We start from the raw sequence: 21,497 nt of genomic DNA on the forward strand, positions 1-21,497 counted from the left end.
GCCAGGGATGGCCCATGACGGCGGCCCACGGATTCAAGCCGGAGTGAGGGCATACCGAGCCTAGGCGAGGTACCGAGTGGTGGGGCGAGAGCCTTTTGGTTACTTTTGGGCTCTTTCCAAAAGTGACCCGCTGTAAGAGCGGAACCATAGGCGGCCGTGACCGCAGCAACGGATATGTACTCGGTCAAACCCAACGACATGGTCGGCCCGAAGGCCGCCACGGAACCAAGCCCCCTCACCACAAAGAGATTTTTCAGCCTGAAAGACAGACTCGCTAGCCAGCGCTTGCGACAACCCCCTGTTCGGTAAACCACCGCTGATCCTTCAGGAACAAGGACCCAGAATTGCCCGGCCTGTCACCCTGCGGTCATAAACCAGACGGAAGGCACTCAAGTCGCCTCAAGTTGCAAGTTACAGCGCAGATAACAACTATGTCACTTACATCCGCAACAACGTTCAAGGATCGAACTCATGCCCCAGCGCCAATCCAGCCGCCTGCCTCTTCCCGTTTATCCGCGTTTTCGCTGGTTCGCTTTGATCCCGGTCGTGCCCGCCGTGTTGTGGATACTTGTGCAATCAACCTCGCCGGCCAATCTGCTGGCTTGCACGGTACTGGTGCTGATCGGCCTCGGTGCCTGTGCCTGGAGTGCGAGTTCGCAGCGCAACGCAATGCAGCAAGCGCTTGCACAGGCGGATCAGTCAGATGCGCACGCGGCGCACGACGGCATGGCCTCCCGTGCCCAGCTCGATGAGGTATTGCTGGGCGCCATGCCCATCTGGGCCAAGCAGGTGGAAAGCTCGCGCCATCAGACCGAAGAAGCGATCGTGAGCCTGGCCAACCGTTTCACCGGGATCGCCGCACGCTTGCAGGAAACGGTACAAGCCTCGCAGCACGCGGCCGGCGAACTGGACGGGCAGGCCGCCGACGGTGCGCTTGAGGTGCTGGCACGCAGTGACAGCGAGCTGAGCCAGGTGATCAATTCGCTCAAGGCCACCCAAACCAGCCGTGACCAGACCCTGGCCCAGGTCCGCAGCCTGACCGCCTACACCGGCGAACTGCGGACCATGGCCGCCGATGTGGCGGCGATCGCCGCGCAAACCAACCTGCTGGCCCTCAACGCCGCCATCGAGGCGGCGCGTGCCGGTGAGGCCGGGCGCGGTTTTGCGGTGGTGGCCGACGCGGTGCGCAGCCTGTCGAGCAAATCCAGTGAAACCGGCCAGCAGATGTCGGCCAAGGTCGACATCATCAACAACGCCATTACGCAATTGGTCCAGGCCGCGTCCAGCAGTGCCGACCAGGACAGCCATTCGGTGGCCGAGTCCGAAAACAGTATTCAAGTGGTGCTCGAACGCTTCCAGAACATCACCGGGCGCCTGGCCGAGTCCGCCGACCTGCTCAAGCAGGAAAGCTACGGCATCCGGGATGAGATGACCGAAGTGCTGGTCAACCTGCAATTCCAGGACCGGGTCAGCCAGATCCTCAGCCACGTGCGCGACAACATGCAGGCCCTGCATGAGCACCTCCTGCAGGCCAGCCAGGCCCCGGACCAGCCGGTGGCCGTCGACGCCCGCCAATGGCTGGCGCGCATGGAAGCCACCTATGCCACCGACGAGCAACGGCGCCTCCATCATGGAGAGGCGGCCGTGCAGCAGAATTCTCAAGACATCACCTTCTTTTAGGAGTACATCATGGCGAAGAGTGTATTAGTGGTCGACGACTCCAGCAGCGTGCGGCAAGTGGTCGGCATAGCCTTGAAAAGCGCCGGTTACGACGTCATCGAGGCCAGCGACGGCAAGGATGCCCTGGGCAAGCTGACCGGGCAGAAAGTGCACCTGATCATCAGCGACGTGAACATGCCCAACATGGACGGCATCACCTTCGTCAAGGAGGTCAAGAAGCTGGCCAACTACAAGTTCACCCCGATCATCATGCTCACCACCGAGTCCCAGGAATCGAAGAAGGCCGAGGGCCAGGCCGCCGGCGCCAAGGCTTGGGTGGTCAAGCCGTTCCAGCCTGCGCAGATGTTGGCAGCTGTGTCTAAACTGATTCTGCCTTGACCCCGGCGCCAGGGAGGCTCCCATGCCGATTACCACTGAAACACTCGACGACACGGCCCACGTGCGCATTGACGGCGAGCTTACGATCTACACCGTAGCGGAGCTGGCGGCGGCGCTGCTGCCGCAGATGGGCGCGGCACCCCGCCTGGAGCTGGATCTGTCTGAGGTCACGGAAATGGATGGCGCCGGCTTGCAGTTGCTCGCGGTCATCCGGCGTGAGGCCGGTAATGCCGGCATAGCCTTGAGCGTGACCGGCCAGAGCCAGGCGGTCACGCAGACGCTTCAACTGTGTCGCAGCGCGGCCTCATAGCCAGCGCTTCCCAGGTTTTTTGATCGACAAGGAAAGTCACGGTGAGCATCAATCTCGATCAGGCACAACAGACATTCATCGTTGAGGCACGCGAGCTGTTGCAGGCCATGGAGCAATCCCTGCTGCAATTGGAAAGCGAGCCCGGCGACCAGGATGCCATCGGCGCGATTTTCCGCGCCGCGCACACCATCAAGGGTTCGGCGGGCCTTTTCGGCCTGGCGTCGATCGTCGGGTTCACGCATATCGTCGAAGACGTGCTTGACCGCCTGCGCGAAGGCAGTGTGGCGGTGGACGCCGCCTTGATCGCGCTGCTGCTCAAGTGCGGCGACCACATACTCGAACTGGTCGAAGTGGTCGCTGACCGCGGTGAAACGCCGACCCCTGCCGCTCTGGAGCGCGGTGAGGCATTGCGCGAGGCGCTGAGTGCCTATCAGCCGATGCGAACCGCCGTTGCCAGCGTCGAAACCGCCGAGGTGACCGACGACGTGGCGGTCGAAGTGCTTTGGCATATTTCCCTGCGCTTCGGCACGGATGTGTTCCGTAATGGCATGGACCCGCTGTCATTTCTGCGCTACCTCGAGACCTTGGGGCAGTTGATACAGGTCGACACCCTGACCGACAGCATCCCGCCCATGGACAGCTGGGACCCGGAAAGCTGCTACCTGGGTTTCGAGATCGACCTGCGCTCGACCGCCAGCCACGCCAGCCTCAACGAGGTGTTCGATTTCGTGCGTGACGACTGTGACGTGCACATCAGTGCCGTCGATGAAGCGCCCGACAGCACAGCGGCCATCGCTGGCGAGTTGGTCACGCCGGTCGAGCCCGGCCTTGTGACCGCCGCACCCCAGCGTCCGGCAGCCAGCGAGGCGAAAACCCGCGACGGCAATTACGTGCGCGTCAACGCCGACAAACTCGACGAGTTGATCAACCTGGTGGGTGAGCTGGTCATCGCCAGCGCCGGCGCGAACCTGCTGGCCCGCTCCTGTAACAACGACCCGTTGCACGAGGCCTCCTCGACAGTCTCGGGGCTGGTGGAAGAGATCCTCGATGGCGCCCTGCATTTGCGCATGATCCCCATTGGCGACACGTTCAACCGCTTTCGCCGCGTGGTGCGCGATATCAGCCAGGAGCTGGGCAAGGACATCGAACTGAGCATCAGCGGCGCGGAAACCGAACTGGACAAGACCGTGGTCGAGAAGATCGGCGACCCGCTGATGCACCTGTTGCGCAACGCCATGGACCACGGCATCGAAAGCGCCGATGCTCGGCGTGCGGCCGGCAAGTCGGGCAAGGGCCATCTGAGCCTCAATGCCTACCACGACTCGGGGAGCATCGTCATCGAGATCGCCGACGACGGCGCCGGCCTCAACCGCGATCGCATCCTGCAAAAGGCCCAGGAGCGCGGGCTGGTGGCCAGCGGTGCGGTGCTCACCGACCAGGAGATCTACAACCTGATCTTCGAGGCCGGGTTCTCCACCGCCGAGGCGGTGACCAACCTGTCCGGACGCGGTGTCGGCATGGACGTGGTCAAGCGCAATATCACCTTGCTGCGCGGCACCGTCGACCTCGACAGCCGCCCCGGCCAGGGCACCGTGGTGCGCATTCGCTTGCCGCTGACCCTGGCGATCATCAATGGGTTCCTGGTCGGCATCGACCAATCCACCTACGTGATTCCCCTGGACATGGTCCAGGAGTGTATCGAACTGGATGAACAGCAGCGCCAGTCCAGTCGCGACACGGGTTATCTGGACCTGCGTGGCGAGGTGTTGCCGTTGGTGCACCTGCGCGACCACTTCAGTCACGAAGGCCCCGCGTCCCGACGCCAGAATGTGGTGGTGGTGCGTTACGCCGAGCATAAGGCCGGGCTGGTGGTGGATGACCTGCTCGGCGAGTTCCAGACCGTGATCAAACCCCTGGGCAAGCTGTTCGGTGCACTGCGTGGCATCAGCGGCTCGACCATATTGGGCAGCGGCGCGGTGGCCCTGATCCTGGACGTACCGGTACTGCTCAACCAAATCGTACAACTGGAAGCCCGCACGGCCCAGGCATCTCAGTCGCCACCGGCCGTCGCTCGCTGACGCATTTGCAATTCCATGGAGGTTCCCCGATGAAATGGTTCTACGATCTTAAAATTTCCACCAAGCTGATCAGCTCGTTCCTGGTGGTCCTGGCGCTTACCGCGGCCATGGGCGGCTTCGCCATCCACCAGCTTGGTGCGGTCAACCAGGCGGCCCAGGACATCAAGGGCAACTGGATGCCCTCCATGCGCGCAGCGGCAGGCATGCGTTTTTTTGCCGCCAACTACCGCTTGAAAGAAAACCGCCAGGTCGGTACCGAGATCGCCGAGGAAAAGGCCCAGGCCGAACGCGAAGCCGCCGATTCGCGTCAACAGTTCGAAACCCGCATGGGCACCTACGAGCAATTGCTGTCGAACGATGAAGATCGTCAGCTCCTGGCCGGCGTGAAAAGCGCCTGGACCGCCTACTTGGCGACCAGCAGCCAATTGCTCGAACTGTCCCGGCAGAGCCAGGAAGTTCAGGCGCGCGTCTTGCTCCGAGGCGAGTCCAGGGTGCAATTCGATCAGGTGACCGACCGCCTGCAGAAAATGATCGAGTTCAACGACGCCGGCGCGAGTGCCGCCGGCGACAAGGGCTCGGCGCTGTACGAAAGCGCACGGGTGTCGATCATCGTGGTACTGGTCGCGGCCCTGTTGATCGGCCTGGGCCTGGCGATGTTCATCGCGCGGATCATTTCCCGCCCGTTGCGCCAGGCCGCGAGCGCCGCCGAGCAATTGGCCGAAGGCAACCTCAACGCGCACATCGAGCCGGGCGGGAAGGATGAAACCGGCATGGTGCTCAACGCCATGCGCAACATGGTCGGCAAGCTCGCCCATATCATCGGTGAAGTGCGTAACGCCGCCGACAACCTGGCCAGCGCCTCCGAGGAGGTCAGCGCCACCGCGCAATCGATGAGCCAGGCCACCAGTGAACAGGCCGCCAGCGTCGAGGAAACCAGTGCGTCGGTCGAGCAGATGAGCGCCAGCATCAACCAGAACACCGAAAACGCCAAGGTCACCGATGGCATGGCCAGCAAGGCCGCCAAGGAAGCCACCGAGGGCGGCGAATCGGTGCAGCAGACCGTGGTGGCGATGAAGAAAATCGCCCAGCGCATCAGCATCATCGATGACATCGCCTACCAGACCAATCTGCTCGCGCTCAACGCCGCCATCGAGGCCGCTCGGGCCGGCGAGCACGGCAAGGGATTCGCCGTGGTGGCCGCCGAAGTGCGCAAGTTGGCCGAACGCAGCCAGGTTGCCGCCCAGGAAATCGGTGAACTGTCCTCCAGCAGCGTGGACATGGCCGAGAAGGCCGGCAAGTTGCTCGACGAAATGGTGCCCTCCATCAACAAGACGTCCGACCTTGTGCAGGAAATCAGCGCCGCGTCCGAGGAACAGGCCGCCGGTGTCGCGCAGATCAACACCGCGATGACCCAGCTCAACCAGGTGACCCAGCAAAATGCCTCGAGCAGCGAGGAACTGGCGGCCACGGCGGAAGAAATGAGCAGCCAGGCCGAGCAACTGCAACAGGCCATGAGCTTTTTCGTGCTGGATTCAGCGCCCAAGGCTGCGGTTCAAAGCAACAGCGTGGACAGCCCGGGCAGCAAGCCCAACCGTCAGGCGCCACAGCCAAAACCACCGGCGCAGCGCAAGGCGTTCGCCTACACCATGGCCAGTGCCCCGGACGAAGCGGATTTCACCCGCTTCTGATCCCACGATCAATACGGGCCTACTAGGGAGAGTGACATGGGTGCAGCAATGACGAATCGGCAGACCGCAGCAGCGGTCGATGAGGATGCGCAGTATCTGACCTTCATGCTCGGCGGCGAAATGTTCGCCATCGGCATCCTGGGGATCAAGGAAATTATCGAATACGGCAGCCTGACCGTGGTGCCGATGATGCCCGCTTTCGTACGCGGGGTGATCAACCTGCGCGGCGCGGTGGTGCCGGTGGTCGACCTGTCGGCGCGCTTTGGCCGGGCCAACTCGGCGATCACCCGGCGCTCCTGCGTGATCATCATCGAGGCGAGTACCGAAGATGGCCAGGCCCAGGACATCGGGCTGCTGGTCGATACGGTGTCTGCGGTGCGGGAGATCCCGGCGACGCAGATCGAGCCGCCACCCAACTTCGGCGCACGAATTCGCGCCGACTTCATCAGCGGCATGGCCAAGGTCGACGGCAAGTTCGTGATCGTGCTGGAGGTGGACAAGGTGCTGTCCATCGATGAGATGTCCAGCCTCGCCGAGGCCGGCCAGGCGCCGGCCCTCGACCTCGACCCGCGTTGAGACCCGATCATGGCAGACACCGTGTCCATCGACGACCATGAATTCGGTCAGTTCCAGACCTGGCTGTACCGCGCGGCGGGCATCAACCTGTCGCCGACCAAGAAAGCCCTGGTGGCCGGGCGCCTGTTCAAGCGCCTCAAGCACTATGAGCTGCACAGCTATGGTGAGTATTTCAAGCTGATCATGAATGACCAGCGCAAGGGCGAACTGCAGGTTGCGCTGGATTTGCTGACCACCAACGAAACCTATTTTTTTCGCGAGCCCAAGCACTTCGACTTCCTGCGTCAGCACGTGCTGCCCCGGGCCGCGCCGGGCAAGGTGTTTCGCGTGTGGAGCGCGGCCAGCTCCTCCGGTGAAGAACCCTACAGCCTGGCGATGACCCTGGCCGAAAGCCTCGGCAGCACGCCCTGGGAAGTGGTCGGCTCGGATATCAGCTCCCAAGTGCTGGCCAAGGCGCGCACCGGCCATTACTCCATGGAACGCACCGAGACATTGCCCCAACCGCTGCTGGCCAAGTACTGCCTCAAGGGCATTGGTCGCCAGGAGGGCACCTTGCTGATCGACAAGGCCTTGCGTAGCCGCGTCAATTTTGTCCAGGTCAACCTTAACGAAGCGCTGCCGGCCCTGGGTGAGTTCGAGGTGATCTTCCTGCGCAACGTGATGATTTATTTCGATCAGCAGACCAAGAGCCAGGTGGTCGCGCGCCTGTTGCCGCTGCTCAAGCCGGGCGGTTACCTGATCATCAGTCACTCGGAAAGCCTCCACGGTGTCAATGACACCTTGAAGCTGGTGGCGCCGTCGATTTACCGCAAGCCATGAAAAAGCCCGTCGGTACGGCCGAAGTGGTATTGGCGCCTGGCCAGGTCAGCTTTGCGACGCGGCCGACGCGCCTGCGCACCTTGCTCGGCTCTTGCGTGGCGATCACTTTTTGGCACCCGCAACGGCTGATCGGCGGCATGTGTCACTTCATGCTGCCGGGGCGCGTGCGCGACCATCAGCCCTTGGACGGCCGATATGCCGACGAAGCCCTGGAACTGCTGCTGCGCCACGCCGAGATCAATGGCACCCATGCACAGGATTACCAGGTCAAGTTGTTCGGCGGCGGCAAGATGTTTCCCCAGCTGCGCCGCCTGCCGACGCAGGACGTGGCCAGCCTGAATATTCGCGCGGCGCTGGCCCTGGCCGAGCGCTATCACCTGCACCTGACGGCCCAGGACATGGGCAGTACCGGTTACCGCACGATCATGTTCGACCTGTGGAACGGCAACGTCTGGGTCCGGCACCAACCAATGGGAACAATTCAACAAGATGCCTACCAAAAAAATCAGCGTGCTGCTGGTCGATGATTCGGCCGTGGTGCGCCAGGTACTGCTGGCGATTCTCAGCGATACACCGGATATCCACGTCATGGGCGCCGCCTCCGACCCGATTTTCGCCATGGACAAACTCGCCCGGGAATGGCCGGATGTGATCGTGCTGGACGTGGAAATGCCGCGCATGGACGGCATCACCTTTCTCAAGAAAATCATGAGCGAACGGCCGACGCCGGTGGTGATCTGTTCCTCGCTGACCCAGAAAGGCGCGGAAACCTCCCTGCAGGCGCTGTCGGCGGGCGCGGTGGAAATCATCACCAAGCCCACCACCGGGTTGAAGAGTTTCCTGATCGAGTCGGCGGCCGAGCTGGTGGCCGCGATCCGCGCCGCAGCGAACTCCAACGTCAGGAACCTGGGCAAGCGCAGCGCCAGCCCGGCGCCGGCACTGGCCCCGGCCAGCAAGCTCACCGCGGATGCGATCCTGCCTGCCGCCAATGGCCATGCCATGGCGCAGACCACCGAGCGTATCGTCGCCATCGGCACGTCCACCGGCGGTACCCAAGCGTTGGAGGCGGTTCTGACGGCACTGCCGAGGGTGTGCCCAGGCATGGTGATCGTGCAGCACATGCCGGAAAAATTCACCGCCTCGTTTGCCGAGCGCCTCAACAGCGTATGCGAGATCGAGGTGCGCGAAGCGCGCAACAATGACCGCATCCTGCCTGGTCTGGCCCTGATCGCGCCGGGTGGCAAGCACCTGATGGTGACCCGCAGCGGCGCCTATTATCACGCCCAGGTCATTGATGGGCCCTTGGTCAACCGGCACCGGCCATCCGTGGATGTGCTGTTTCGCTCGGTGGCCAAGTTCGCCGGCAGGAACGCCACCGGCATCATCATGACCGGCATGGGTGACGACGGCGCGCGCGGGCTCAAGGAGATGCTCGAGGCCGGAGCCGCCACGGTGGCCCAGGACGAGGCCAGTTGCGTGGTGTTCGGCATGCCCAAGGAGGCCATCAAGCTGAATGCCGCCCAACGCATCATGGCGCTGGAGGATATCCATCAGGCGATCTTGTATAAGTGACGTCGCGCGCCGGCTTTTGCGCTGCGCCAGAACCCGCGGCGGAGGCTACTAACGACCACTGATCCGCAGCCGCACAACCCCGATTGAATTTTCCCCATGCCCGCAGGCTCTGCATTTTAGACGCGTGTGCTGTTGAGCGCGCTTGCGGGGCCTCCTTGTGGGGAGGCCTGGTTGGATCGGACTTTGCGGAAACTGCCATCATGACGCTTCTCACAGCGCTGTCGGGCCAGCCGGCCTCCATCACCCAACCGGGTCAGTACCAGTGGTTGTACCAACACCTGTATGGCGAAACCCCTGGCGCTGAAGAGGTTGCGCGGGCGTTTCTACGCACGCACTTGGCGCAGGTGCGCGACGCGCCCAGTGAGTTGCCGCAGATGCCCGAACAACTGCCGGCCTGGATCGAACAGCGCTGCGCCGACGTGGCCCAGGCCTATGCCGATTACCTGGAGCAACGCCAGCAAGGCCGGCCACGTCGTTATTTCCAGAACAAGGCCCATGCGTTGTATTTCCTGCAGCGCGTGGCGCCGACCAAACAGGTCGATGGTGCCTGGCTCAATGGCCTGCTGCGCTATTGGCACGACCCGCGTTTCGACGGCCTGCTCACCACCTACCTGGAAGAGCTGGGTGACGGCGAAGCGGCGCAGAACCATGTGGTGATCTACCGCAAATTACTCAGCGAGCATGATGCCGACAGCGACGCCGGCCTTGAGGACAACCATTACCTGCAAGGCGCCCTGCAACTGGCGCTGGGCCTGTGCGCCGACGACTTCCTGCCGGAGATCATCGGCTTCAACCTCGGCTATGAGCAGTTGCCGTTGCACCTGCTGATCACCGCGTATGAGCTGAGCGAACTGGGCATCGACCCGTATTACTTCACCCTCCATGTCACCATCGACAACGCCAGCAGCGGCCACGCCTGCAAGGCGGCGCAGTCGGTGTTGAACCTGCTGCCGCTGGGGGAGGGCAGGGAGGACTTCTATCGCCGGGTGGCCGAGGGGTATCGCCTGAATGACCTCGGCCCGGGCACCGGCGCCGTTATCCACGACTTCAACCTGAATGACGAAGTGGTCGCCATGCTTGAACGCAAGCGCACGTTCGGCCAGCACATGCATTCGGATTACTGCCGCTTCGAAGGCAAGACCGTCAACCAATGGCTGGCGCAGCCGGGGCAGATCGGCGCCTTTTTGCAGGCCCTGGAAGACAAGGGCTGGATCAAGCGCAACCAGGATCCGGCCGAGAGTCGCTTCTGGCAATTGATCGAAGGCGCGGGCGCGGCGATGTTCGGCGTGTTCAGCGGCTATGAGAAACAGCTGCTGCGCGACTGGATCGCGGGTGACTGGATCAGCGCTCAACGTGTGGCGCCCGTGCGGCCCGGACGCGGCAGCCGCTTCTCCCGCGAGCAGCATCGCCCGTCCGACCCGGACACCCAGGCGCTGGTGGATTCGCTGTGGAACCTGCCTGATGAGCAGCAGCTCAATGCGCTGATCCCGTGGCTGTCGGCGCAGCGTCACTGCACGCCCGCCGGGTTGTATGCCACTCGCCGCTTTATCCAACTGCGTGCGCGCCTGCGCTAAGGAAATCACCCATGTCTGCACAACAACTCGCCGACCGCGCCCTGCTGAACCTGGGCCGGGGGTTGAAGGAAAATGGCTACCGCTTCATCACGCCAACGCCCTTGACCCATGAACGGTTTTTCCAGCGCCAGGGGGCGCCGCTGGCGAAGGACCTGCGGGACGTCTTCGGCTGGTCGCTGCCGTTTGACCGCGAGCTGTTGCCCGAGGCGTTTCGAGAGGAGCTGCAGCAGGCCGATGTGGTCGAAAAACACGAGGCGCTGTGGCGCAGTGCGGTGCGTTGGTCGAGCATGGACGATTTGCTGTTTGCCCACTCGGCGTACCCCACCACGCAAGCGGACGCGGTATTTTTCGGGCCTGACAGCTATCGGTTTGCCCAACTGATCGAAGCCCATATGCAACAGCGCTTCGAGCCGATCAAGCGTGCCGTGGACATCGGCTGCGGCGCCGGTGTAGGCGCGTTGGTGGTCGCCCGGGCGCGGCCTGACGCCGAGGTGCTGGCGGTGGACATCAACCCGCGCGCCTTGCGCCTGACAGCGGTGAATGCCGAGCTGGCCGGGTTGGCGAACGTCACGGCGTACCACAGCGATGTGCTGGGCGGCGTCGAAGGCACGTTCGACCTGATCGTCGCCAACCCGCCCTACATGAATGACGACCGCCAGCGGGCCTACCGGCATGGCGGCGGGGCACTGGGCGAGCAACTGTCGGTGCGCATCGCCGGCGAGGCCGTTGGGCGCCTGGCCCTGGGCGGCAGCCTGGTGCTCTACACCGGCGTGGCGATTGTCGCCGGGGAAGACCCGTTCCTGGCCGCCGTCACGCCGTTGCTGGGCAGCGATGCCTTTGGGTGGACCTACCGCGAACTTGACCCCGATGTGTTCGGTGAAGAACTGGAAAAGCCCGGCTATGAGCGTGTGGAGCGGATCGCTGTGGTGGCACTCACCGTCACCCGTCTACGCTGACGCTCATCTATCCCCCGTAGCAGCTGCCGAGCGCGCTGCCGATTCGACAGCTGCACTATTCTATTGAAGTTGTGTAGATACCCATGCTCATCGGGGGCAAGCCCTCCCACATTTGATGGGTGTTGTCAGGACTTGTTTGTTATTTGCCGCCAGTAATCAGCTTCACCAGCTCTGCATGCCCCTTCGCATCATCGGCCCGCGAGATCGCCTGGATGACCAGCAAGTGGTTGCCGGAGCCGCCGAGGAACGTGGAGTTCAAGGTCTTGCCGCCGCCCTGGGTGGCGGTGCTGTCCACCTGACGCAGGCCGAGGCCCTTGACGGTCAGTTTCTTCTCGCTCAGCTTCTTGAAGTCGGGCAGGGCTGCGCTCTGGTCCTTGACGAAACCGGCCACGGCACCATCGAGGAACTGCGGGTCGTTGTCCTTGATGGTTACGCCGTCGTTGCGCACGGTTTCGGCGACGATCACCACACTTTTCGTGCTCTGGTTGGCGTACATCGTGCCTTGGGTATCAGCGGTGCCGTCCTCGGCCTTGCCGGCCGGGAGGGTGTCGGCGGCGTAGGCCTTGGGCAGATTGAAGTTGAACTTACCGCCCAAGGTGGAAATGGTTTGCGTGGCCGGCTTGGCGGCGGCGAAGACGCTGCCGGCGGTCAGCGCGAGGGCCAGCAGGATAGCGGTCTTGGTGAACGTGGCCATGAAGCGCTCCAGGGGTGAACGAGATTGCGGCACATTCTGTCAGAAAATTCGCAATATCGTTCGCCCTTAGCCTCACACCTTGTCGGACTCTTCCTCAAGCCGATCCATCTCAAACAGCCGCGCCAGTTCCGCCCGGGCTTCCTGGGCGGTTTGCATCACCTTGGCCGCATCGTCGTATACCGCGTGCTGGGCGGCGAGCACTTGCAGGTCGTGGTGCTTGAAGCGGGTGATGCGGGCGTCGGCCTGGGCCTGGGTCAACCCGAGGCCTACCAGGGTGCGACGGCTCATTTCCAGGCTGGAGTAGAAGGTCTCGCGAACCGGCGAGGCGTCGAGGTCCACCAGGCGGTGCACGTGCTGGCGGTTACGCGCACGGGCGATGATCTGCATGTGCGGGTAGAGGTTGCGCACCAGTTCGGCGGTCTTGATATTGATCTCCGGGTCGTCCATGGCTATCACGAAGAACTCCGCCTGGTCGACCTTGGCGGCGTGCAGGATCTCCGGCCGTTGCGGATCACCGTAGAACACCGGCATGCCGCCGAAACTGCGGGTCAGCTCGATGGTTTCCACCGACGTGTCGAGGGCGATGAAGGAGATGTTCTGCGCGCGCAGGATCCGCGCGACGATCTGGCCCATACGACCCATGCCGGCGATCACCACGCGCGGCGCATCGCTTTCGATGGTGCGGTATTCCTCCGGTACTTCCACCGGCTTGACCTTGGGCTTGAACAGCTTGGGGCAGACCAGCAGCAACAGCGGGGTGACGGCCATGGACAGGGTGATGGTCAGCACCAGCACGTCGTAGAGGTGCGGTTCGAACAGGCCCTGGTCGCGGCCGATCTTGAACACCACAAAGGCGAACTCACCGCCCGCGGCCAGCACCACGCCCAGGCGCAGAGCGCTTTCACGGTTGAGATCACCCACCATGCGGCCCACGGCGTACAGCAGCGGCAGCTTCAAACCGATCAACAGCAGGGTCAGGCCGATCACCACCAGCGGCGAGCTGAGCAGCAGGCTGAGGTTGGCGCCCATGCCCACGCTGATAAAGAACAGCCCCAGCAGCAGGCCCTTGAACGGCTCGATCTGGGATTCCAGTTCGTGGCGATACTCCGAGTCCGCCAGCAGCAGGCCGGCGAGGAAGGCACCGAGGGCCATGGACACACCCACCAGTTCCATCAGCCAGGCGGTGCCGATCACCACCAGCAAGGCGGTGGCGGTGGACACTTCGCGCAGGCCGGTCTTGGCGACGATGCGAAACACCGGCCGCAGCAGGTAGCGCCCGCCGATGATCACCACGGCAATACTGCCGAGGATCTGCAGGACGTGTTGCAGGCCCTGGGCTTCGGTGGCCGGATGATCGCTGCCGGCCAGCAGCGGCACCATGGCAATCAACGGGATCGCGGCGATGTCCTGGAACAGCAGGATCGCAAACGCCAGGCGCCCGTGGGGCTGGTTCAGCTCCTTGCGCTCGGCCAGGCTTTGCAGGCCGAACGCGGTGGACGACAGCGCCAGGCCAAGGCCGAGCACGATGGCGCTGTTCCACGACTGGCCAAACAGCCACAACGCCACCACCCCCATGACCAGGCCGGTGAGCAGTACCTGGGCCAGGCCGACGCCAAATACCGCCTTGCGCATCACCCATAAACGCTTGGGCGACAGCTCCAGGCCGATGATAAACAGCAGCAACACCACGCCCAGTTCGGAGAACTGCGCGACGCTTTGCGGGTTGCCGATCAGGCCCAATACCGACGGGCCGATGATCACACCGGCAAACAGATAGCCAAGCACCGCGCCCAATTGCAGGCGCTTGGCCAGGGGCACGGTCAGCACGGCGGCGAGCAGGAACACCACGGCTGCTTGTAACAGATTGCCTTCATGGGGCATTGCGAACTCCAGGATCTTTAAAACCAATCGACAGGAGGGTATTAGAGCGCTTTTTACCTTTCGAAAATTGTGTTTTTGCTGCGTTTGAGGCGACAACACGCCGGTGCGTGTTTGACGGCGGGCGGTTCACGCCGGCTTGCGGTACAAACCCACGGCCAGGCCGACGATAATGATCGCAATCGAGATCAGGTCTGGCGCGGGAACGCGCTCGCCAATCAGCAGCATCGAACTGCTGATCCCGAACACCGGAATCAACAACGACAGTGGCGCCACCGTGGACACCGGGTACAGCTTGAGCAGCGAGTTCCAGCCCCAGTAGGCAAAGTGCGTCGCCAGGTACACCTGAAACAGAATGGACAGGATCGCAATGATGTCGAGGCTGGATTGCAAGCCTTCGAACGGTGCGCTGCCATGCATCAGCCAAGCCATGAGAAATAACGGGATCGGCGGAAACAGGCTGGCCCACACCATGAACGAGAAGATCTCAGTGACCCCCGACTTCTTGATGATGACGTTACCCACGCTCCAGGCCAGCGCACTGAGTACGATCAACATCACACCCAGCACTGCGTGGCTGCCTTCTCGGCTGGAGATGATAGCTGCCAGGCCGATCAGGGCCATAAATGCCCCCGCCATTTGCGTCCCGCGGAGTTTTTCCCTGAACAACACGCAACCCCAGCCCATGGTGAAAAACACGCTGAGTTGAATGATCAATGACGCGATGCCGGGGCTCACACCCCTCTCGATTCCATAGTTGATCACGCCCCACATGCCCAGCCCGAAGATGACGCCGTAGGCGGCCACGTAGCTGAATTTGACGGCGGGGCGCTTGATGAAGAACACCAGCGGCAGGGCGGCGAGGGAAAAGCGGATACCCGTGAGCACAAAAGGGTCGACCGAGCGCAGGCCGAGTTTGGTGATGGGGAAATTCACCCCCCATACCAGGGTGACGAGCACGGCTAGCGCCAGGTGTTTTTTCAGCATGGAATGTTCCCTTGGTCATTGCGCTTCTTCGAAGGCGTTGATGTTAGGGGAGGGGCGGGTTGGCCCGCTTGCTATATAAGGTCATCTCTTGACAGAATCGGGCCATGATTCCGATCTTTGATTCCGCCAGTCCAGAAGCCGTGGTAACGCTGCGCGAATACCCCAGCGGTACCGTCTTTGAGCGGCACACCCATTCGCGTGGGCAGTTCGCCTACGCCTCCACCGGCGCGCTGAAAATGTTCACCGATCTCGGCAATTGGGTGGTACCGCCGCAGCGGGCGATCTGGGTGCCGGGTGGTGTGCCCCATGAAATGCAGATGCGCGGGGATGTGGTGATGCTCAATACCTATCTGAACGCCGATGCCGCTAAGCGGGCGCGGTTGCAGGAGCGCTGCCAGGTGTTTGAAGTGTCGCCCCTGCTCAGGCATTTACTGGAGGCGGCGCTGGCTATCGACTCCTCGGCATTACCCAGCGTGAGGCATCACTGCGTGCTGACGCTGTTGATTGATGAAATCGCAGCCATGCCCGAGCTGCCACTCAGCGCGCCATTGCCGCGCGAGCCGCGGCTGGCGCGAGCGTGTCAGCGCTTCCTGGATGCACCCACGCAGAAAATCACCCTCGACGAGATGGCTGATTGGTCGAACATGAGCCGGCGCACCTTCACCCGCCATTTCTACGAGGGCACGGGGATGACGTTCGTGTCCTGGCGCCAGCAGGTGTGCCTATTGGAAGCCACCGCACGGCTAAGCCATGGCACGTCCATCACCGATGTCGCGTTCGAATTGGGGTTCAGCAGTTCCAGTGCATTCACCTCCGTGTTCCGGCGCAACCTGGGGGATTCGCCGGCGCGCTACCTGGCCAAATCAAAGGCTGCGGCGCAGTTCTGAGCCTTCGCGACCGCCACGCCGGTCAGGATTCACCGTTCTACAGGCCTCCCTTTGTTATTATCGCCGTCCCTCGTCACCAGGAGTCACCGGCCCATGCAGCACCAGTGGGATGAAATGCACCGCACCCGCAAGCCCACGTTCGTATTGTGCGGCGAGCCTCAGGGCGATGTGCTCAATCTCTATGTTCACGGTTACTCGGCGTTCTTTAACCGGCAACAGCTGGGCAATTTCAAGCAACAGCTGGCGGGTATCGAGGGGTCGACCAACCTGATGCTGTTCTGGCCGGCGGGGCATTTCCTGGAAAACCTGTTTGCGCCCTTCAAGGAGGTGATCGCCGCGATGCTGGGTGGCGGCAGCATCGGTGCCGCGACCGTCGGCGTGGGCAAGGCGATTGCCTATTTTCTCGACCACTATAAAAGCGTCGAGGCGCGGGTGGACGAAGTGGCCAGGAGCTTGCTGCCGGAGCTGGCCAGCTACCTGCATGGCGAGGCGCTGGAGGTGCGGCGTATCAACCTGATCGGGCATTCCCTGGGGGCGCGGATTCTGGTCAAGAGCCTGCTGGCCAGCCCGGATACCGCCCGGGAACTGCCGTTGGACAACCTGCTGTTGATGGGCGGGGCGATCTGTACGTCCAGCCCTTGGGATGAGGTGTGTGCGCCGCTCAAGGGGCGGGTGATCAATTGCCACTCCAGCAAGGACTGGGCCCTGGCCATGAAGCCGGACACCGAGCGGTGCATCGGCCGGTATGCGATCCCGGTGACGCCGGCACTCAAGGCCAAGGTTACCAATGTGCACCTGGCTACTTTTGATCATGCCGCGTACTGGCCGCAGTTGCAGACCGTGGTGCAGTACACCGACCTGTTGCAGGAGCGGCGCGGCCTGATCCGCGCCGACCAGCGCAGCAGCGAGGTACGCTTTGCCGAAGAGGACACCGACTTGTTTGCGGCCCTGGTGCAGGCGCGGCCGGAGGAGCTGGCGTTCCTGGCCGAATTGATGGCGCAAAAGCGCAGTGCATCGATCGACGCCACGGTGCGCGAGCCGCTCAAGCTGGCCATCGAGTTGCAGCGCATGGGCGGCGACAGCTTTATGAACCTGGCCCGTGGCCATGGCGTGAACTATCGGCAGATTGCCGAAGAGGTGGCGCAGCGACTGGGAATCAAGTTTGCCGAGCCCGTTGAAACGGTGGCACTGGCTGACCTCGAAGCCCGGGTCGCGGAAAAACTGCTCGAGCAGTACAAGGACAAACTCAGCCACGCCGACCGCCAGGTATTCGATGCTGAGCTCAAGGCGGCCGCGCAAAAGGAGCAGGGTCTGTTCAGCCGTTTCGATCTCGGCCGAACAGCCACTACGGCGTTGAGCGGCACGGCGCTGGCCGGGTTGACCGGGTTTATCCTGCGTCGGGGTGCGGCCTCCGCGATCCCGGTGGTCGGCCAGGCGTTGGCGGCGGCGATGCTGCTGGTGAGCGGTGTACGGGCGTTTTCCGGCCCGGCGTACTCGATCACCACCCTGGCCGTGCTGGTGATCGGGGTGATTCGCCAGCGCATGGAGCGTGAAGCCTTGAACCAGGAGATGGACCTGGTGGTGCAGGTCGTGGAGGCGTTTGACCTGCCTCGGGACACGGTGATGCGCACGGTTGCGTCCGACTGATAAGCTGAGCCCCTGTCGAGTGTGTTTGCCTGGGATACCGTGTGAAATTCAGCCTGCCGAAAATCGCTACCGCTCCATTCTGCCCGCCGGAAGTGGCCGGCTCCGTTGTCGTTGACCCCAAGGCGTCGTTCTTCAAACGCATCCTGATGTTCGCCGGGCCCGGCCTGCTGATCTCCATCGGCTACATGGACCCGGGCAACTGGGCCACGGCTATCGAAGCCGGATCGCGCTACGGCTACAGCCTGTTGTTCGTGGTGCTGCTGGCCAGCCTGGCGGGGATGGCGGTGCAGTGCCTGTGCTCGCGCTTGGGTATCGCTACCGGCAAGGACTTGGCGCAACTATGCCGTGAGCGCTACAGCAAACGCTCCGCACGCACCCAGTGGGTGCTGGCGGAAATCTCCATCATCGCCACCGACCTCGCCGAAGTGCTCGGCTGCGCCCTGGCGTTTCACCTGCTGCTGGGCGTTTCCCTGACCACCGGCATTGTCATCACCGCCTTCGATACGCTGTTGGTGCTGGCTCTGCAGAACCGTGGTTTTCGCCGCCTGGAAGCGATCATGCTGGCGCTGGTGGCGACCATCGGCGTGTGTTTCTTCATTGAGCTGGTGCTGATCAAACCGTATTGGCCGGATGTGCTCAGCGGCTTTACCCCATCACTGTCGGCCATCAGCGATGCCGCGCCGTTGTACCTGGCCATCGGTATTCTCGGCGCCACGGTGATGCCCCATAACCTCTACCTGCACAGCTCGGTCGTGCAAACCCGCCTGATCGGCAAAGACCTCGCCAGCAAACAGGATGCGATCAAGCTGGCCCGGATCGACACCATCGGCTCCCTGGCCCTGGCCCTGCTGGTCAACGCTGCGATCCTGATACTCGCCGCCTCCGCCTTCTACAAGACCGGGCACACTGAGGTGGTGGAGATCCAGGACGCCTACCGCTTGCTCGACCCGTTGGTGGGCGGCGCCTTTGCCAGCATCCTGTTCGGCATCGCCTTGCTGGCCTCCGGGCAAAGCTCGACCTTTACCGGCACCATCGCCGGGCAAGTGATCATGGAGGGGTATCTCAACCTGCGCATTCCCTGCTGGCAACGCCGCCTGATCACCCGTGGGCTGGCGCTGATCCCGGCGTTTCTCGGGGTGTGGCTGATGGGCGACCAGGCCATTGGCAAGCTGCTGATCCTCAGCCAGGTGGTGCTCAGCCTGCAACTGCCGTTTGCCTTGTACCCGTTGATCCGCATGACCGGCGACAAGCAGCTGATGGGGCCGTTCGTCAATCGCCTGCACACCCGGGTGCTGGCGTGGTTTCTGTTTGCGCTGATCAGTGGGGCCAATGCGTGGTTGATCTGGCAGTGGGTGTTCTGAGTTCCAGGCCGTGGGTGCGGGCTATACCAGGATTGCCAAGCATGTGTACTGGGCAATCTGCGTGTCGGCGGTCAATAGCCTCATCGGTTCACTGATGGCTGTCGCTACGATAAGCCGATCAAAAGGGTCTTTGTGATGAGGCTCAAGATCCTTTACGGCAATCGCGTGTTCCGAGGTGATGGGCAGTTCGACGAAACCGCTTTCAAGGCAATATCCCCGGATTTCGTCCAGGTCTGCATCGAGTTTTCCAAGGCCGACCTTGATCGCCATTTCCCAGAAGGTTGCCGCGCTGACGTAGATTTCTGCGGCATTCTCGATCAGTCGTCGGGCTTTGCTGGATAGCTTCGGGTCGTCAGTCAGTGCCCAGAGCAGAACATGGGTATCCAGCAGCACTCTCATGGATGGCTGCCCTCAAACGCATCCAGCAGGTCGCCTGGCAGGGGCGCATCAAAGTCCTCGGGGACAACGAGCTTTCCTTTCATCGCGCCAATTCGCTGACCTTTGGATTTCCCCACGGGAACGAGTTGTGCCATCGCACGTCCATGCTTGGCAATGGTGATAACTTTGCCGGCGGCGGCGTCATCCACCAGTTTTGACAGGTTATTCTTTGCTTCGCCCAAGGGTACGGTAATCATGAGGTGCTCCGCGTATTTTGGCCAAATATAGCCAAAACTGGGTGAGCTATCCAAGACGAGCCGACCGCTGGTTGCCGCCTCACGTTCAGCGCGTGACGGCTTTGGGTACATGAAAACCATGGCATCTCTCCAAAAAGGACATCGCCAAAGTCTGCCCCAATGCACCCGGTCCAAAATAGGGTGGCCCGTTAAATCAGACCGAACCTACTTTTACTACTCGGAAAATTCCTCAACCGTTTATCGATCCCAATACGGCACCGTCCCAAAACACTCCACAAAATAATCGATCACCGTGCGCACCTTCAGCGACAGCCTGCGGCTCCCCGGCCACAGCGCCGCGATCTGCTGCGGCTCCAGCGTGGTCGCCACTTCATATTCCGTCAGTACGGCTTGCAGGGTGCCAGCGCGCAGGCCTTCGCCGATCAGCCAGGACGGAAACACCACCAGGCCCAGGCCTTGTTCGGCGGCGTGGGTAAGGGTGTCGGCGTGGTTACCGGTGATCGGGCCCTTGACGCTGTAGGGCGTCCAGTCGCCCTGGCCTTTGCGGAAGAACCAGCGTTGCTGGCCGGTGATGCCCTTGTAGGCCAGGCACTGGTGATGGAGCAGTTCCTCGGGGTGCTGGGGCGTGCCCTGGCGGGCCAGGTAGGCGGGGCTGGCGGCAAGGCGAAAGCGTTGGGGGGCGAAGATGCGCGCCTGCATGCTGGAGTCGTTGAGCACGCCGATACGGAACAGCAGGTCGGTGCCGTCTTGCAGCGGGTCGACGTATGTATCGGTTTGCTGGATGTCCAGTTGCAGCTTCGGGTAGCGCCGGCATAACTCTCCCAGCCACGGTGACAGGTGACGCTGGCCGAACACCATCGGCGCGTTGATGCGCACCAGGCCGCTGGGTTCGCTTTCCTGTTCCTGCAGGGCCTGGCCGGCGGCTTCCAGCTGTTCGAGCATCAAGCGCGCGTGTCGCCCCAGCAGGCGCCCGGCTTCGGTGGGGCTCACCGCGCGGGTGTGGCGGTAGAGCAACTGCTGGCCGAGGGCCTGTTCCATCAGCTGGATCTGCCGGGAGATGGAAGAGGGCGCCAGGCCTTCGCGGCGAGCTACTTCGGAAAAGCTGCCGTGGTCCAGCACCGCGACGAACAGGCGCAGTGCCTTGAAACTCAATTCATTCAAGCCCTGCATCAGGCCTCCGGTTTGTGCGTACTGCGCAAAGGTGTTGTCGGCATGCTCCCATTTATCGCACAGGACGGCCACCGGATAATGCGCGTCATCCAATCCTTTGTTGACGTGCAGGTGATGTATGCAAGCAAGTTCCATCGAGGCCGTGGCGCAAGCCACGCCGAAGAAAAACCTTCTACGGCTGCTGTTGTTGCCGCTGGTGATCCTGGCCGGCATGGGCTTGTCGGTCGAGGCGGGATTGCTCGGGCCGCTGGGCGTGCAAGTGGGGCACCTCTGGGCAACCTTGAGCATCTTCGGCGTCGGCTCGGCGATTCTGTTTTTGCTGCTGTTGTTCAGCGGCCCGCAAAAGGGCCCGGCGTTGTCCGAGTTGCCGCGCTGGCAACTGATCGGTGGGTTCCTGGGGCCGATGTATGTGGTGGTGCTGACCCTGGCCACGCCGCACATCGGTATTGCCATGACCATGATCGCGATTTTGTCCGGCCAGGTGGGCAAGAGCGTGCTGATCGACCATTTCGGCTGGTTCGGCACCGCACGTAAACGGGTCAATGGCGAGCGCTGGATAGCCCTGGCGTTGATTGTGGCGGCACTTGTTCTGATTGCACGAGGGTAA

General features: G+C 62.6%; 21 protein-coding genes. 15 read left to right on the forward strand and 6 right to left on the reverse strand.

Features of this window, described 5'->3' with window-relative positions; translation table 11 throughout:
* The first annotated feature begins 768 nt into the window (after positions 1-768).
* The 11 genes from AC07OP_RS28920 to AC07OP_RS28970 all read left to right on the forward strand — a co-directional run bounded on the left by AC07OP_RS28920 (position 769) and on the right by AC07OP_RS28970 (position 11,631).
* The gene (locus AC07OP_RS28920; RefSeq protein ID WP_371918180.1) at positions 769-1,680 is read left to right on the forward strand and encodes a methyl-accepting chemotaxis protein; all 912 of its coding nucleotides are present in this window, start codon (positions 769-771) and stop codon (positions 1,678-1,680) included.
* Positions 1,681-1,689: 9 nt separating this feature from the next.
* Positions 1,690-2,058 (forward strand): response regulator, encoded by a 369-nt coding sequence (locus AC07OP_RS28925; protein WP_027607294.1) that lies wholly within the window; start codon positions 1,690-1,692, stop codon positions 2,056-2,058.
* A gap of 22 nt (positions 2,059-2,080) precedes the next feature.
* Positions 2,081-2,368 (forward strand): STAS domain-containing protein, encoded by a 288-nt coding sequence (locus tag AC07OP_RS28930; protein ID WP_115489150.1) that lies wholly within the window; start codon positions 2,081-2,083, stop codon positions 2,366-2,368.
* Between the two features lie 41 nt (positions 2,369-2,409).
* The gene (locus AC07OP_RS28935) at positions 2,410-4,446 is read left to right on the forward strand and encodes a chemotaxis protein CheA (protein WP_495103045.1); all 2,037 of its coding nucleotides are present in this window, start codon (positions 2,410-2,412) and stop codon (positions 4,444-4,446) included.
* Positions 4,447-4,475: 29 nt separating this feature from the next.
* Positions 4,476-6,134 (forward strand): methyl-accepting chemotaxis protein, encoded by a 1,659-nt coding sequence (locus AC07OP_RS28940; protein WP_495103046.1) that lies wholly within the window; start codon positions 4,476-4,478, stop codon positions 6,132-6,134.
* A 36-nt stretch (positions 6,135-6,170) separates the two neighbouring features.
* On the forward strand, positions 6,171-6,710 hold the full coding sequence (locus AC07OP_RS28945; RefSeq protein ID WP_495103047.1) for a chemotaxis protein CheW: 540 nt from the start codon (positions 6,171-6,173) through the stop codon (positions 6,708-6,710).
* A gap of 9 nt (positions 6,711-6,719) precedes the next feature.
* Entirely contained in the window at positions 6,720-7,529 is an 810-nt protein-coding gene (locus AC07OP_RS28950) for a CheR family methyltransferase (protein WP_115489146.1), read from the forward strand.
* Complete coding sequence (gene cheD, locus AC07OP_RS28955; RefSeq protein ID WP_115489145.1) at positions 7,526-8,056, forward strand: chemoreceptor glutamine deamidase CheD; 531 nt, start codon at positions 7,526-7,528, stop codon at positions 8,054-8,056. The genes AC07OP_RS28950 and cheD overlap by 4 nt, the downstream gene beginning before the upstream one ends.
* Positions 8,019-9,101: a protein-glutamate methylesterase/protein-glutamine glutaminase gene (locus AC07OP_RS28960; protein WP_027607287.1), complete on the forward strand. Its 1,083-nt coding sequence runs from the start codon at positions 8,019-8,021 to the stop codon at positions 9,099-9,101. The genes cheD and AC07OP_RS28960 overlap by 38 nt, the downstream gene beginning before the upstream one ends.
* Before the next feature lie 200 nt (positions 9,102-9,301).
* Positions 9,302-10,675, forward strand: a complete 1,374-nt coding sequence (locus AC07OP_RS28965; RefSeq protein WP_495103048.1) for an iron-containing redox enzyme family protein — start codon at positions 9,302-9,304, stop codon at positions 10,673-10,675.
* Positions 10,676-10,686: 11 nt separating this feature from the next.
* Positions 10,687-11,631 carry a methyltransferase gene (locus tag AC07OP_RS28970; RefSeq protein WP_495103049.1) on the forward strand — a complete coding sequence of 315 codons (945 nt, stop codon included), beginning with the start codon at positions 10,687-10,689 and terminating at the stop codon, positions 11,629-11,631.
* Between the two features lie 139 nt (positions 11,632-11,770).
* Here AC07OP_RS28970 and AC07OP_RS28975 read toward each other — a convergent pair whose 3' ends face one another.
* The 3 genes from AC07OP_RS28975 to AC07OP_RS28985 all read right to left on the reverse strand — a co-directional run bounded on the left by AC07OP_RS28975 (position 11,771) and on the right by AC07OP_RS28985 (position 15,190).
* Positions 11,771-12,325 carry a DcrB/PsbP domain-containing protein gene (locus AC07OP_RS28975; protein ID WP_495103050.1) on the reverse strand — a complete coding sequence of 185 codons (555 nt, stop codon included), beginning with the start codon at positions 12,323-12,325 and terminating at the stop codon, positions 11,771-11,773.
* A 72-nt stretch (positions 12,326-12,397) separates the two neighbouring features.
* Positions 12,398-14,206 carry a monovalent cation:proton antiporter-2 (CPA2) family protein gene (locus tag AC07OP_RS28980; RefSeq protein WP_065939811.1) on the reverse strand — a complete coding sequence of 603 codons (1,809 nt, stop codon included), beginning with the start codon at positions 14,204-14,206 and terminating at the stop codon, positions 12,398-12,400.
* A gap of 126 nt (positions 14,207-14,332) precedes the next feature.
* Complete coding sequence (locus tag AC07OP_RS28985; RefSeq protein WP_495103051.1) at positions 14,333-15,190, reverse strand: EamA family transporter; 858 nt, start codon at positions 15,188-15,190, stop codon at positions 14,333-14,335.
* Between the two features lie 104 nt (positions 15,191-15,294).
* Between AC07OP_RS28985 and AC07OP_RS28990 the strand changes: the two genes are divergently transcribed.
* The 3 genes from AC07OP_RS28990 to AC07OP_RS29000 all read left to right on the forward strand — a co-directional run bounded on the left by AC07OP_RS28990 (position 15,295) and on the right by AC07OP_RS29000 (position 19,085).
* The gene (locus AC07OP_RS28990) at positions 15,295-16,077 is read left to right on the forward strand and encodes an AraC family transcriptional regulator (RefSeq protein ID WP_495103052.1); all 783 of its coding nucleotides are present in this window, start codon (positions 15,295-15,297) and stop codon (positions 16,075-16,077) included.
* A 93-nt stretch (positions 16,078-16,170) separates the two neighbouring features.
* The gene (locus tag AC07OP_RS28995) at positions 16,171-17,724 is read left to right on the forward strand and encodes a DUF726 domain-containing protein (RefSeq protein WP_495103053.1); all 1,554 of its coding nucleotides are present in this window, start codon (positions 16,171-16,173) and stop codon (positions 17,722-17,724) included.
* A gap of 41 nt (positions 17,725-17,765) precedes the next feature.
* Complete coding sequence (locus tag AC07OP_RS29000; protein WP_495103054.1) at positions 17,766-19,085, forward strand: Nramp family divalent metal transporter; 1,320 nt, start codon at positions 17,766-17,768, stop codon at positions 19,083-19,085.
* 21 nt (positions 19,086-19,106) lie between these two features.
* On the opposite strand, the gene AC07OP_RS29005 is transcribed toward AC07OP_RS29000, so the two are convergent.
* The 3 genes from AC07OP_RS29005 to AC07OP_RS29015 form a co-directional block, all read right to left on the reverse strand.
* Positions 19,107-19,484 carry a type II toxin-antitoxin system VapC family toxin gene (locus tag AC07OP_RS29005; protein WP_495103055.1) on the reverse strand — a complete coding sequence of 126 codons (378 nt, stop codon included), beginning with the start codon at positions 19,482-19,484 and terminating at the stop codon, positions 19,107-19,109.
* Positions 19,481-19,840, reverse strand: a complete 360-nt coding sequence (locus tag AC07OP_RS29010) for a type II toxin-antitoxin system Phd/YefM family antitoxin (RefSeq protein ID WP_495103056.1) — start codon at positions 19,838-19,840, stop codon at positions 19,481-19,483. Before AC07OP_RS29010 ends, AC07OP_RS29005 begins: the two co-directional genes overlap by 4 nt.
* Positions 19,841-19,957: 117 nt before the next feature.
* Complete coding sequence (locus tag AC07OP_RS29015) at positions 19,958-20,890, reverse strand: LysR family transcriptional regulator (RefSeq protein ID WP_065939868.1); 933 nt, start codon at positions 20,888-20,890, stop codon at positions 19,958-19,960.
* Positions 20,891-21,008: 118 nt separating this feature from the next.
* On the opposite strand from AC07OP_RS29015, the gene AC07OP_RS29020 reads away from it, so the two are divergent.
* A complete protein-coding gene (locus AC07OP_RS29020; RefSeq protein ID WP_065939787.1) occupies positions 21,009-21,497 on the forward strand; it encodes a DMT family transporter in 489 nt (162 codons plus the stop codon).

It is taken from the genome of Pseudomonas sp. GW821-FHT09D08, from assembly GCF_059416305.1.

Bases quoted from the DNA above. Each gene is read 5' to 3' on its own strand.
- AC07OP_RS28975 (WP_495103050.1), bottom strand. From the start codon at position 12,325: ATGGCCACGTTCACCAAGACCGCTATCCTGCTGGCCCTCGCGCTGACC.
- AC07OP_RS28960 (WP_027607287.1), top strand. From the start codon at position 8,019: ATGCCTACCAAAAAAATCAGCGTGCTGCTGGTCGATGATTCGGCCGTG.
- AC07OP_RS28990 (WP_495103052.1), top strand. From the start codon at position 15,295: ATGATTCCGATCTTTGATTCCGCCAGTCCAGAAGCCGTGGTAACGCTG.
- AC07OP_RS28925 (WP_027607294.1), top strand. From the start codon at position 1,690: ATGGCGAAGAGTGTATTAGTGGTCGACGACTCCAGCAGCGTGCGGCAA.
- AC07OP_RS28950 (WP_115489146.1), top strand. From the start codon at position 6,720: ATGGCAGACACCGTGTCCATCGACGACCATGAATTCGGTCAGTTCCAG.
- cheD (WP_115489145.1), top strand. From the start codon at position 7,526: ATGAAAAAGCCCGTCGGTACGGCCGAAGTGGTATTGGCGCCTGGCCAG.
- AC07OP_RS28930 (WP_115489150.1), top strand. From the start codon at position 2,081: ATGCCGATTACCACTGAAACACTCGACGACACGGCCCACGTGCGCATT.
- AC07OP_RS28945 (WP_495103047.1), top strand. From the start codon at position 6,171: ATGGGTGCAGCAATGACGAATCGGCAGACCGCAGCAGCGGTCGATGAG.
- AC07OP_RS28980 (WP_065939811.1), bottom strand. From the start codon at position 14,206: ATGCCCCATGAAGGCAATCTGTTACAAGCAGCCGTGGTGTTCCTGCTC.
- AC07OP_RS28940 (WP_495103046.1), top strand. From the start codon at position 4,476: ATGAAATGGTTCTACGATCTTAAAATTTCCACCAAGCTGATCAGCTCG.
- AC07OP_RS29010 (WP_495103056.1), bottom strand. From the start codon at position 19,840: ATGGTTTTCATGTACCCAAAGCCGTCACGCGCTGAACGTGAGGCGGCA.
- AC07OP_RS29015 (WP_065939868.1), bottom strand. From the start codon at position 20,890: ATGCAGGGCTTGAATGAATTGAGTTTCAAGGCACTGCGCCTGTTCGTC.
- AC07OP_RS28920 (WP_371918180.1), top strand. From the start codon at position 769: ATGCCCATCTGGGCCAAGCAGGTGGAAAGCTCGCGCCATCAGACCGAA.
- AC07OP_RS28985 (WP_495103051.1), bottom strand. From the start codon at position 15,190: ATGCTGAAAAAACACCTGGCGCTAGCCGTGCTCGTCACCCTGGTATGG.
- AC07OP_RS29020 (WP_065939787.1), top strand. From the start codon at position 21,009: ATGCAAGCAAGTTCCATCGAGGCCGTGGCGCAAGCCACGCCGAAGAAA.
- AC07OP_RS28965 (WP_495103048.1), top strand. From the start codon at position 9,302: ATGACGCTTCTCACAGCGCTGTCGGGCCAGCCGGCCTCCATCACCCAA.
- AC07OP_RS28995 (WP_495103053.1), top strand. From the start codon at position 16,171: ATGCAGCACCAGTGGGATGAAATGCACCGCACCCGCAAGCCCACGTTC.
- AC07OP_RS28970 (WP_495103049.1), top strand. From the start codon at position 10,687: ATGTCTGCACAACAACTCGCCGACCGCGCCCTGCTGAACCTGGGCCGG.
- AC07OP_RS29005 (WP_495103055.1), bottom strand. From the start codon at position 19,484: ATGAGAGTGCTGCTGGATACCCATGTTCTGCTCTGGGCACTGACTGAC.